The organism is Actinospica acidithermotolerans (genome assembly GCF_018139625.1).
Lineage (GTDB): Bacteria > Actinomycetota > Actinomycetes > Streptomycetales > Catenulisporaceae > Actinospica > Actinospica acidithermotolerans.
In genome coordinates this window covers 16488-28272 of sequence record NZ_JAGSOH010000096.1, presented here as the reverse complement: position 1 = coordinate 28272, position 11785 = coordinate 16488, and the positions used below count along the sequence as shown (strand labels likewise).

Annotated in this window: 9 protein-coding genes; 2 read left to right on the top strand and 7 right to left on the bottom strand. The window is 66.6% G+C overall.

Features of this window, described 5'->3' with window-relative positions; all coding sequences use genetic code 11:
- Nucleotides 1-122: 122 nt before the first annotated feature.
- Nucleotides 123-335, bottom strand: coding sequence for a helix-turn-helix domain-containing protein (locus KDK95_RS25615; RefSeq protein ID WP_212520845.1), 213 nt, complete (start codon nt 333-335; stop codon nt 123-125).
- A gap of 932 nt (nt 336-1267) precedes the next feature.
- On the opposite strand from KDK95_RS25615, the gene KDK95_RS25610 reads away from it, so the two are divergent.
- Nucleotides 1268-2125 (top strand): transposase family protein, encoded by an 858-nt coding sequence (locus KDK95_RS25610; RefSeq protein WP_212520844.1) that lies wholly within the window; start codon nt 1268-1270, stop codon nt 2123-2125.
- Here KDK95_RS25610 and KDK95_RS25605 read toward each other — a convergent pair.
- From KDK95_RS25605 to KDK95_RS25585, 5 genes are all read right to left on the bottom strand, one after another.
- Complete coding sequence (locus KDK95_RS25605) at nt 2043-6992, bottom strand: CHAT domain-containing protein (RefSeq protein ID WP_212520843.1); 4950 nt, start codon at nt 6990-6992, stop codon at nt 2043-2045. The two genes, KDK95_RS25610 and KDK95_RS25605, sit on opposite strands and share 83 nt — an antisense overlap.
- Before the next feature lie 52 nt (nt 6993-7044).
- Nucleotides 7045-7425: a hypothetical protein gene (locus KDK95_RS25600; protein WP_212520842.1), complete on the bottom strand. Its 381-nt coding sequence runs from the start codon at nt 7423-7425 to the stop codon at nt 7045-7047.
- Nucleotides 7426-7580: 155 nt separating this feature from the next.
- Nucleotides 7581-7802 (bottom strand): hypothetical protein, encoded by a 222-nt coding sequence (locus tag KDK95_RS25595; RefSeq protein ID WP_212520841.1) that lies wholly within the window; start codon nt 7800-7802, stop codon nt 7581-7583.
- A 293-nt stretch (nt 7803-8095) separates the two neighbouring features.
- Nucleotides 8096-9331 carry an IS110 family RNA-guided transposase gene (locus tag KDK95_RS25590; RefSeq protein ID WP_212520840.1) on the bottom strand — a complete coding sequence of 412 codons (1236 nt, stop codon included), beginning with the start codon at nt 9329-9331 and terminating at the stop codon, nt 8096-8098.
- A gap of 398 nt (nt 9332-9729) precedes the next feature.
- Nucleotides 9730-10272 carry an IS110 family transposase gene (locus tag KDK95_RS25585; protein ID WP_212520839.1) on the bottom strand — a complete coding sequence of 181 codons (543 nt, stop codon included), beginning with the start codon at nt 10270-10272 and terminating at the stop codon, nt 9730-9732.
- A gap of 359 nt (nt 10273-10631) precedes the next feature.
- Here KDK95_RS25585 and KDK95_RS25580 point away from each other — a divergent pair, with 359 nt between their 5' ends.
- Complete coding sequence (locus tag KDK95_RS25580) at nt 10632-11129, top strand: tyrosine-type recombinase/integrase (protein ID WP_212520846.1); 498 nt, start codon at nt 10632-10634, stop codon at nt 11127-11129.
- Nucleotides 11130-11443: 314 nt separating this feature from the next.
- Here KDK95_RS25580 and KDK95_RS25575 read toward each other — a convergent pair whose 3' ends face one another.
- Entirely contained in the window at nt 11444-11785 is a 342-nt protein-coding gene (locus tag KDK95_RS25575) for a hypothetical protein (RefSeq protein WP_212520838.1), read from the bottom strand.

Below are 11785 nucleotides of genomic sequence, written 5' to 3'. Positions count from 1 at the left end.
CCCCCGCATCAACCCGTTTCGTCAAGATGCTCGAACCGACCCCGCCCCGGCCGGTCATGCCAGCCCCGACCACCCCGTCCGCCGCGACCGGCCCGACCGGCACGGCGGACGGGGGCCATGGTCTACGCCTCGCCCGGCTCGAGCCCGAGCAGCGCGCGCAGCGGCGCGGCCGGGATCCGCAGCTTCCGCCCGATCCGGACCACCGGAACCGGCAGCTCACCCGCCGCCGCCAACCGGTACGCCAGCGTCCGGCCGATCCCCAACATGTGCGCCGCCTCCTCCACACTGACCGTCGACCCCGACGCTCCGACCTGGACCTTCTCGAAACCGCTCATCACACCAACCACCTCTCTGGTCAGGCACTTCTCGAACGTGACGTCGCTCGCCCCAGACGGCTTCTGGAGCGAGGTTCGCCCTATATACAGATCGGCGACCCCGGTTTGTCCCACTTCCGAGCGCAAAACCGCATGTGCGGCTTCTCACAGCGAAACCGGCGAGCGCGGACAGCCGCGGCCTCGACGGCACGACACCCCGAAAGGGGGTAGCGCTCGCTGCCAACCGCCAGCCGTGACGCCAGCGCCCGACCGCCGTCCCGGCCCGGGCCGTCCAGACGCACACCCGTCTCCGGCCTTCCTCGCCGCCCGGGCCGACGAGGAAGGCCACGAGAACCGGACCCGCGCGGACCCTCCGCGTGATTCGATCCACCCCTAATACAGATCGGGAACCCCGGTTTGTAACGTTTCCACCGGAAAAGTCAGATGCATCACAGTCGAGTCGAGCCCAAGCCAGGACACCGGACTGTGTGGGAGCGGCGCCCGGACGCACAGTCACTCGACGGCCCACAGGGCGATACGATCAGGACGGGAATCTCCGGACGCGACGGCACCGCCGGACATCCGACACCACCACGCGGCACCCGAACCTCGAACCAGCTGACTCTTAATCAGCGGGTTCGAGGTTTTCGTCCGTAGCGGCACACGCAGTGTCAGGTGATGTCATCTGATGCCGTCGGCTCCGCTGGCTCTGGAAAACCTCGTTCGATCTGTCCGGTCAGCCGTTCTGTAGCTCTGGATGAACCGTACCGGACTCTGTCCACGGGTTTCGGTTTGCCTGCAGGTCAGGTCGATCGTGTTGACCTGCGCCAACCGAGGATTCGTGGACGGAACCCGGTACGGTTCACACCGTCGCGTACGTCGCGAACCTGCTGCGTAAGCGCCTGAAGGAGATCGGGTCGCGGTGGCGTACGCTCCCGCCCGGGCGCATCGCGGTGATCGTGCTCGCGCTGCTACGCCACGACCAGCGCGCGGCCGACCTCGCCGGCGGCAACCAGATCGCGGAATCCACGGTCCGGCGCTGGCGCGATGAGGTCCTGGGGCTGTTGGCCGCGAAGGCCCCGCGCCTGGACCGGGCGCTGAACAAGCTCGCAGCGCGCGGCGGGCAGGTCGTGCTGATCGACGGGACCCTCGTCCCGACCCGGCGGCGCACCGGGGCGGACAACCGGCCGAACTATTCCGGCAAGCACCGCCGCCACGGACTGCACTTTCTCGCGCTGACCGACGAGAGGGGCCGACTGATCTGGATCTCGGCCGCCCGGCGCGGGTCCACCCACGACATCACCGCCGCCCGGCACGAGCGCATCCTCGCCCACCTGCGCGAAGCCGGACTCGGCGCGCTCGCGGACCTCGGCTTCCTCGGCCTCGACAACGACCCGGAAAACCCAGTGGTCATCACCGGCTACAAGGCCACCAGGAAGCACACCCGGGGCCAGAAGAACGCGAACACGGTGCTCTCAGCCGCTCGAGCGCTCGTTGAGCACGGTTTCGCACACCTGAAGAACTGGTGCATCCTGGCCAAACTGCGCACTGATCCCGCACGGGCCACCACCCTCCTACGCGCCCTGCTCGTACTCACCAACCTCGAGGTCAGCCGTTTACGAACGATCAAGAGCGCTGACAAGCGCCCGCGACGTGTACGAGTACGACCACACCCCGCCACGCCAGCCCTCGTGACCAGCACCGTCAAGATGGCGAACCCTCGATACATCAGGGATCAGAAGTGGTCCCGGTCTGCTGGACGATGTATTCAAGGATCCTGGCGCACGTGGCGGGGTCGGCTAGGGTGCTGAGTTTCGCGGTGAACTCCGTGTCGCCGTGGTAGTCGCGGAGGGCCTGTAGGGCAAAGGCGTCCATGATGGCGTCAGCCTCCTCGGCCCCGCTCCTTGGCGCCTTGCTCAGATTCACGACAAGCAGGCTCATCATCTTGTCAAGCTCTCCCCGCCTGCCGACGCGCAGAGCCAGGTCATGCCGTGTGCGTCTGGGGCCGACGCGCGTGTTCTCGCGGTTTTCGTCGGGCCACAGGTTCAGGGCGTACTCGAGCCAGGTTTCGACGTTCGCTTGATCACCGTCCCTCGACTGGCTGGCCATGGCCTGGTACGCGGCGGCTGCGAGGTTTGCGTCGGCGGTCCGGCGGGCCACTTCCTCCAGCGCGGTCCACCACGGTCGCTCAGGGGACGCCTGGGCCCGGCGGCGCGAGATTCCCGCAATTTCTACCATTGTCATGTACCGGGAGTAGAGATCCTGCGTGTCGCGCAACAGCGACTCGACATACCAATACTCGGCCGCATCCCAGTGTTCTGCGTCCTCAGCGATCCCGCCCAGGCAATACGCCGCGAAGCCGGCCGCCCGGCGGTGGGCTTCATCCGCGTCGTCGTCTCGTCCGGCTTCGAAGGCGGCTCGGAGCAGTTGCTCCGCCTGTGCGTCGTCACCGCGGGCGAAGGCGAGCATCCCCTCCAGCACCTTGCCGGACGGTTCCTGAGACGTCCCCTTGGTGCTCTCCCGCCACCAGGTCAGATGGGCCTCGGCTTCGTCGAATCGCTCCTGCCCGAGAGCCACGAAGAAGCGGGAGGTCAGGCCCTGCATCAGCCCGTCGTCATCCCCGACCCGTCGGCTGGTGCCGACCAGTTCGCGAGCGAGAACTGAGGTGGCTGACATATCCGGGCGCCGGGTCGCGACCGTGTGCAGCAACTCTGTGGCCAGAGAGAGTTGGACGGGCGCGTCGATTTCCTGCGCGAGGTCGAAAGCCTCCCGCGAGACCTCCTCGGCCTCGGCGAGATCTTCTTCGCTCCTCGGATCACCGTCTATGATGCCGGCCCCGATGAGCAGCAGGGATTGTGCGAGGATGAGCTTGTTGCCGCTCGCCCGCGCCGCGGTCATCATCTCGTCGACCAGGTCTTCCGTCTCGTCGTCGTAGTCCTCGGTCTCGACGCACAGTGCGAGGAGCCGGGTGGTGCTCAATGCGATGAGGGCCGGGCTGCCGTCTGCCCTGGCTTCATCGAGCGCGTCGACCATTCGGCTCTTCGCCGTGGCGAAATCGCCGTCCCGCTGTGCCAGGCCGCCGTCCAGGAGGTACTTGATCATCTGGGCGGCATGGGGGAGCGGTACAGCAGTGGTCTGTGTCTGCTCCCATTCCACATAGCTGCGCGCCATCTGCAGGTCCTCGCTGACCAAGCCGGCGAATGCACGTTGAATGCGGCAGATGCCTTCCAGGAGAGTGTGCTTGCTCTTCTGGGCCGCCTCCGCGCCGAGCCTGTAGTGTTCCGCGGCGATGGCTGCCAATCCGTCTTGCAAAGCCGCGTCGCCCAGCGTGGAGTGTATTCGTGCCTTCACGAAGGCATTGCCGGTGAATTCCGCATAACTCAGGGCCGTGTGTAGGGCCTCTTCGGCTTCGGCCCGGTCTCCTCGGAGGGCGGCAACCGTCCCGACGAGCATCCTGGTGTAAGCCACGTAGTCGATGAAGATGGAGTTGTCCGCCGCTGTGAGCGCGGCTTGGGCCTGCGCGTCCGCTTCCTCGATATCTGATCGGGCGATCGCCTCATCGCACAGGTTCGAGTGCCCGATCACTTCGATCCAGGTGATGTTCTCGCTGTATTGCAACTCGGTCTGTACACGAAGAGTCGCCGACTGCTCCTCGTCCAGCTGACCGAGCGCGCGGGCCAGGAGCGTGAGCCTGCCCCACCAGGCGATCTGTAAGTCACGGTCGGAGCTCAAGCCGGCGATCAGGTGAAGGGCCGCGCGGGCATTCTCGCCCTTTGACGGAGATGCGGCCGGGTCGTCGGTCAACTCGCCTTGGATGAGAAGCAATTCCGCGGACAGTATCTGGTCACCTACGACGCCCACGGCCGCGACAGCATCGATGAGTTCCGGCGAGTCACGTGCGAGGAGGTGTAAGGGCAACATGGCTCGCACTCGGAGCAGGGCGCTCTCCGCCAACAGTCGCGCATCGCCGAGGCGTTGTGCGCTCTCGTACGCCGTCTGCCCGTCGGCCATGGCATGCTCGGAGTCTCCGGCCATGAGATGCAGGGCCGTGCTGAGGTGGCGCAGGTTGACCGTTTCCTTCGTATCCGGATCGATCCGGTTCAGTAAGAATTCGCATCGGCTCAGTGTGCTCGGCGCCGGACTTCCGCCGTTGAGCGCGGCCATCGCCAACGCTTCCGGGATCACCTGCTTCAGCGTCGAGATGTCCCCGACCTCGGCCAGGTGCCAGATCGCCTCATCCAGACAGCTGGTGATTACTGAAGCTTCCTGATTTGTGTCGGCACGCCACCTCCAATATGTGGCAGCGCCCTTATGGGCCGAGGAGATGTCGTCGGACTGTACACGTCTGCGCACCAGCGCCGCCACCACGGGATGCACGTGATAGAACGCGGCCTCGTCCTCTGCGGCGAACGGGCCGTAGAGCAGACCGGACTGGAGCGCCCGCAGGATAGCGCCGGGGAAGGACGGATCACGGGCCGGCCGCAGCGCCTCGGCGACATCTGCGTGCACCTGGTCCGGAAGTTCGTAGGGCGAGATGCCGTCCCAGCCGGGCACCGCCGCCAACTCCTGTTCGGCGGCCGTCCTCAGCGCATCGTATGCGTGCTCCAGCCGCCGGGTGCGCTCGGCATCCGGTTCGGGTTCGGCCGGCCAGGCGTACTGGATTTCCAAGCCCTCGAACAAGACCGGGCTCCGGTATGCACCGGCTCCGACAAGGAGCTTGCACAAGGGCTCGTCGGCTACCGCGTCCTGCACTTGAGCGACGATTCCGGCGCGCTCGAATTCGGCTTCGAGCGCTGATTCGAGCAGTTCGGCGACCGGCCTGTCGGGCTTGGCTAGCACCGCCTCGACACCGCGGAGCACCATGCCGGGATGACCGCCGAGCCACCAGGCTTCTGCGAACACCGCGTCGCGGGTGACCCTGTCCGTGTTCTCAAGGCGGTGCAGCAGCAAGCGCTCGGTCTCGGTCGCGGTCAACGGACCGAGAGCGCGGTAGTGCGGGGCGGTGGTCGCGTCGTGGGCGAACTCAATCGGATACCTGCTGGTCGCGATCAGTGCGGCATCAGGTCCGAGACTCATCCATGCCTCGAGGAACGCGGTCAGCTCTGCATCCGCACATTGATACTCGCCGGTCGCCGGGTCCAGGACGCCATCGACACCGTCGACGGCCAGCACCATTGGCCGCTGCGGGAGCAGACTCTCGCGCAGGAGATCCAGTCGCGGCCGCCAGGCCACCGTCTCGTCGGTGAGGCGCGCGTCCAGGTCGGACGGGGCATCGGCGGCCTGCGCGACGGCGGCCAGGATCTGGTCCGGGGAGCACTGATCTCTGACCGTAACCGGAAGCCGGCCCTCCTGCTCGGCCAGGCTCTGCTCGACCAGGGCGCTCTTGCCGATGCCGCCCATGCCGTGCACCACCGTCCACGGCCTCGGCGTCTCCAGAATGCGAATGAGCTCCCTAAGCTCCGTGCGGCGTCCGGCGAACCCGCCGACGTGCTCCGGCGCCGACCACGTTTCGGACTCCGGCGCTGATCCGCGGCGGGGCAGCAGTCGGTGGGACAGTTCGGCTGCATGGTCGAGGAAGAGCGCCGGGGCGTACCACTGGCCGTGCACATCGGAACCGGTACGGCGCGCTTGCGAGACGGCGGTCAGCGGATCGACCAGCGGGTCCGCTGCGATCTGCTCGTATAGCTCCGCAGCGAAATCGATCGAGTAGGTGTCGTACACGTCCGTGGTCATCGCCACCACGGCCTGCACACCATTGTCGATCAGGGATTGGGCGAGCCCGCGCAGGGGTCGATTGGCGTCCGTCACGCCCCGCCTCCCGGCGTCACGTCCGGATGTGCGCGCACTGGAGCAGCCGGCCAGCACCACCATGGGTACCGCCTGGCCGTCGGGGAAGGCCCGGCTGACGAAGGTCTGCGCGTCCACGATGTCGGGCGAGCCGGAGACCGTCTCCAGCGCGAGCACGCCGGGACCGGCATGGCACGAGATGTGCAGGATGTCAGCAGGCTGCTGCTTCAACGCGGCATGGATGGCTTCGAGCGTGCCCCAGTTCAGAATGCGGATGGTCACTGCGCCGGTGCCGAGGGCCGGGCGCACCGCTTTGAGGATGTCGCGCAGTTCGCGCTGGTAGTCGATCGGTTTCAAGCGGTGCTCCCGTGGGGCCGCGATCGCGAAGACGATGTGCAGCGCCCTCGGACTGGATGGCGGGTCCGGCTCCCAGTCTGTGGCGTCGAACTGCTCGTCTGAACCACCGCCGGAGATCCGGTAGACCAGCACAGCCGGTTCGAGCGCGAGCGCATCGTGCTCACGGGTGCGGTCGCAGCGAGCCGGCAGCACCAGCGCCTCCCAGGGCAAGTCGGCCAGCGCAGGGTCGCGCACGTCGATACCCAGCCGCAGCGGCGCGCCCGACTCCCGGGCCAGCGTCAGCTCGCGCGCGAGCGCGAATCCGGCCGGCCCGTCCAGGAACGAGTCGCCGAGACCCCGCCCCACGTGCTTCCATTGGGCGCCGTCGTCGAGACCGGCGCCCTCGCGCTCGGTCAGTTCGCGAAGGGCCTCCCGGGTCACCTGGGTCAGCCCGTCGTTCCCCTGAGTGAACGCACCCGAGGCACAGATGAGGGCGACTTGCTCCGGATCGACGCGCAACAACGCCGAACGCCCCTCGACCACCGACTCCGACATCTGAGTTCCCCCATCGTCTTCCGAGTGTGTAAACGAAGTCAGGCCCGCCTCGTCAGCCGACTATCACGGTCCACACCGTCGCGACCGCGACCAGGGCGACCGCGACGGACTGGAGCGCGATCGCCGCGGCCAGCCCCCAGGCCTTGTGCCGGTTGACCCGGCGTTCGTCCTCCACCTGGCGCAGCCTGGTCTGCAGGATCCGCGTCGTCGCGATCCGCGCGGGCTGCCGGGCCAGGTCCCGCACCGCCTTCTGCACGTCCTGGACGTTGGCGACCAAGATCACCTGCGGCAGCGCCGGCAGGACGGCCGACAGGGAGGACAGGACTAGCGCGATGACCGCCGCCGCGACCACGTAGCGGGCGCCGTGCGGCAGCACCGGCGTGGAGCTGGACGCGTGCGCCGCCAGGCCCGCCAGTCCGAGCAAGATGGTCACCAGAGCCGCGGATCCAGAGCCCACGGCGCGCGAACGCGACTCAAGCGATTCGCGCTGCTCACGCTCGTCCGCAAGTAGCGACGCGGCATAGTCAGCGAAGACGTCCAATGTTTCGGCAGGCTCCACCTCAGCCGCTGTAGCCGGCTCCTCCACGGTCATCGGCCTGGACCGTGCTTGCGTTCGTCGTCGGTACGCCGGACCTGGTCCATGACGAACGGGCCGAGCTGCTCGCTCAACCCCGCCAGTTCCTCCGCGGTCGCCGCCTCCTGAGCCTGTTCCTCTCCGGGCGCGGCCGGCGGCTGGGCGGTCGCCTCCTCGACTTCGGCCTGCGTGCCGGACTGCCCGCTTTCGCTCGTGCCAGGACTCGACGTATGCATGTCCGACCCCACTTTTCCCTACCAAACCCGCACCGAGACGGCGCGCGTGCCCGGAGCCATTCCCGAATCCCGGCGGTCAAACCCTCGGCGCAATAACGACGTCGCGTCAGTCGTAAGACGTCACGCTCGTTGGCGACTGTGATTCGAAAATACCACCCCGTGATCACATTCTCACCGCCTGCAACTACTGCAGCTGAGTCACCTGCTCGGGTTTCAGGGCGTGATCGATCGCCGGCTCCGGTGTTCCGGATCGGCTGGTCAGGTCTGCCGGTCAGATTCTTGGGGTTGGAGCGCTACGCGGTCTTGCTGAGCTCGACGTGGAAGCCGAGCCGTCGCAGTTGGGCGACGGCGTGGCGGCGGGTTCCTTCCGGGTCCTTGCGGTCGTAGTAGTCTCCGCCCGGATCACGGTACGGCTGATCATTTTTCAGCATGTGCCACACGGCGATCAGGATGTCGTGCTGGAGCGCGACGTTCGCGCGCTGTCCGCCGATCTGCGGCGCGAGCCTGCGGTACCTTGCCCCGAGATACGTATACTTCGACCGCCCGGCCGAGAGCGCGGCCAGCCCGAGGGCCGCGGCGAGCCATCGGCTGCCCGGGCCGGTCCGGCTCGAGTTCACTTTGCCGGCCGACTGGTAGTGCCCGGGTGTGACTCCCGCCCAAGAGGCCAGATGGCCAGGGGTCGGGAACCGCTCCGTGAGCGCGCCGGTCTCCGCGACGATCGTCTCGGCCGTACAGCGCCCAACTCCAGGAATCGTCTGCAGCAGTCCGACCTGCCGCTCCCACGGGCGCATCGCATCCGTGATCCGCTCGGCCAGCTCATCGAGCAACTCGGTGATCTCGTCGATCAGCCGCATGTGCTGGCGGCACAAGAACGCATGATGCTCGGTGAAGCGGCCCTCGAGCGCGTCGATCAACTCAGGTATCCGGGCGCGCAAGCGGCCCTTGGCCCGGCCCGCGAGCACAACCGGGTCGCGCTCCCCCGCGATCAACGCTTCCAGCATCGCCCGCCCCGAGGCGCCGAGCAGGTCGGTCAGCACACTCGAGATCTTGACCTGGGCGTCCTCCAACGTCTTCTCCAGACGCTGAACCTGCCGAGTCCGCTCACCCAGCAGGCTCGCGCGATGCCGCGTGAGATCACGCAACTGCCGAACCGGCTCCGGCGGCACGAACGACGCTCTCACCAGGCCGCACTCGGCCAGGCGGCACAGCCACACCGCGTCCAGCACATCCGTCTTTCGCCCCGGCAGACCCTTGACATGCGCCGGATTGACCAGGATCACGTCCACGGCCTCCTCGAGCACGTAGAACGCCCCGCGCCAATACTGACCCGTCGCCTCCAGGACGACCGTCGTGACCTCCTGCCCGGTCAGCCAGTCCCGCAACGCCAGCAGATCCTTCGTCGCCGTACCGAACGTACGCACCTCCTGCCGCCACTCACCGCCCAGTTCCACCGAAGGAAGCCGGACGCAGACGACCGACTCCCTCTTCCCCACGTCGATCGCCGCGACCCGCGCGTGCACGATGTCCATGCCGCCCCCTCTACCTCCGGCCGGAAGCCGCTCGGCCCGGCGTATCCACCGTGCCCGTCCAACGGGAGCTGCGGGAGAAGGTGAAGTGTGATTCACGCGCTCGCAGGCGACATTCGATGATCCCGCGACAAGCTCCCCGCGCCACTACCGGTAACGAGCTCGAACTCGGCATCATGAGCGATCTCGACGTCGACGGACCGACACGAACGGCCAGTATGCCCAGCAACCAGGAGAAACGGAAGGCGCCCGAACCACCAGCCCGCTACATCTAACCTTACGGGCTACCAGGCACGTGCCCGATTACAACCACCAGGCCACCAAGATCCCAAGCCGACCAGAAGATCGACCATCGACGATCACACCAAGCGAGCATACGGACGCGCGTGGCTATTTTCGAATCACGCTTCCAGCATCAATCGTCCTAAGGCGCCGAGCAGGTCGGTCAGCACGCTCGAGATCTTGATCTGCGCGTCCTCCAACGTCTTCTCCAACCGCTGAACCTGCCGCGTCCGCTCCCCCAGCAGGCTCGCGCGGTGCCGCGTGAGGTCACGCAACTGCCGGACCGGCTCCGGCGGCACGAACGACGCCTTCACCAGGCCGCACTCCGCCAAGCGGCACAGCCACACCGCGTCCAGCACATCGGTTTTACGCCCAGGCAGACCCTTGACATGCGCCGGATTAACCAGCACCACGTCCATGGCCTCCTCCAGCAGGTAAAACGCCCCACGCCAATACTGGCCCGTCGCCTCCATGACGACTGTCGCGACCTCCTGACCAGTCAACCAGTCCCGCAACGCCAGCAGATCCTTCGTCGCGGTACCGAAAGTGCGCACCTCCTGCCGGCGCTCGCCGCCTTCCCTCATCGGAGGAAGTCGGACGCAGACGAGCGACTCCTTCTTCCCCACGTCGATCGCCGCGACCCGCGCGTGCACGATGTCCATGCCGCCCCCTCTACCTCCGGCCGGAAGCCGCTCGGCCCCGGCGTGCGCATCGTGCCCGTCCAACGGGAGCTGCGGGAGAAGGTGAAGTGTGATTCACGCGCTCGCAGGCGGCATTCGATGATCCCGTGGCATGCTCCCCACGCCACTACCGGTAACGAGCTCGGGCTCGGCATCATGAGCGATCTCGACGTCGACGGACGGACACGAACGGCCAGGATGCCGAGCAATCACAAGAACCGGAAGACGGCCTTACCAACTGCCCAAAACAGCCTGTGCTTGCCGGACCGCAAGACCCATACCACCCAGAAGAAACTGACCAAAATCACACATAGTCGGGAGATCGAGACCGCCGCCAGCCAATCACCCAGCACAACCACTCGGATGCGCAAGGCTATTTTCGAATCACCCTCCAACGCCTCGTCGGCACCGGCATCACCTTCGCCCCACCCAAGACCCCCACCTCCAAGCGCACTGTCGCCCTCACGGACTCGGTCCTCACGGTGCTGCGCCAACACCAGCGCCGCCAGAACCGCGAAAGGGCACTCTTCGGCCCGCGCTGGCAGGAAAGCGGCCTGGTGTTCACCGCCCGCAACGGCAAACCCCTCGACCCCTACAGCCTCGCCCCTATCTTTGACCGCTTCCGCACCATCGCAGGCCTACCCCACTTCCGCCTCCACGACCTCAGACACACCACCGCCACTCTCCTCGGCGAGGCCGGCACCGAACTGCACATCACCTCAAGCGTCCTCGGCCACGCCCACCTGAACACCACCGCCGACATCTACAGCGAAATCCGCCCCGCCACCCAACGCGCCGCCCTCACCGCCCTCGAACAAGCCCTCAACGACAAGCCATAGCGCCGCTGACGGCAACCCGCCCCCGCGCCCCGGCCTGATACCGTGAAAATCAGCCCGGGCGTTCGCGCACCCGGGGCCCCGACGACGTCCTGGAGCAGGGGTGTTCGCTCCCCAAGAGCCGACGGCAACGCGCTCCATACATCAATGTCCTGTGACGGCAATTCTGACGGCAACACGCCGATGACCACGCATCCGCAAGGGCGGCGAATCGTACAAAACGGCTCACGGCTGACGAGCAGCAGTCGCCGTCAACCACTCCACATGATGCGACAGGGCCCCGCCGAATAAGGTGGGGCCCTGTTATTTAGAGTTAGCTAATGCGGTAGTTGCCGCAGCAATTCAACTAGCTCTTCAGGGAAGTCCGCAAGATGCGGCGCGGCGCAATATCGCACGGTACACGCAGCTGACACGAGCTCTATAGGCGTATAGTCGCCCGCCTTGAATAATCTCGTCGCCAGCTGCAACGGCACCACAAAGTCCGCTTGAGCCGCATCCGAAAGAGTATCGATAAAGTCCTCGTCGCGCTCAAGAACGATATCGATAACAGCCTCCATGGTAACGGCCAGAGCAGAAGCATCCAGCTGCGCAGCTAGGTCTGCCATATCCGGCTTCTCAACAAAGCCGAACCGGTTGATATGTTGCCTCTCGCCAGTCAC

Bases quoted from the DNA above. Each gene is read 5' to 3' on its own strand.
- KDK95_RS25615 (WP_212520845.1), bottom strand. From the start codon at position 335: ATGAGCGGTTTCGAGAAGGTCCAGGTCGGAGCGTCGGGGTCGACGGTC.
- KDK95_RS25605 (WP_212520843.1), bottom strand. From the start codon at position 6,992: ATGTCGGAGTCGGTGGTCGAGGGGCGTTCGGCGTTGTTGCGCGTCGAT.
- KDK95_RS25595 (WP_212520841.1), bottom strand. From the start codon at position 7,802: ATGCATACGTCGAGTCCTGGCACGAGCGAAAGCGGGCAGTCCGGCACG.
- KDK95_RS25590 (WP_212520840.1), bottom strand. From the start codon at position 9,331: ATGGACATCGTGCACGCGCGGGTCGCGGCGATCGACGTGGGGAAGAGG.
- KDK95_RS25585 (WP_212520839.1), bottom strand. From the start codon at position 10,272: ATGGACATCGTGCACGCGCGGGTCGCGGCGATCGACGTGGGGAAGAAG.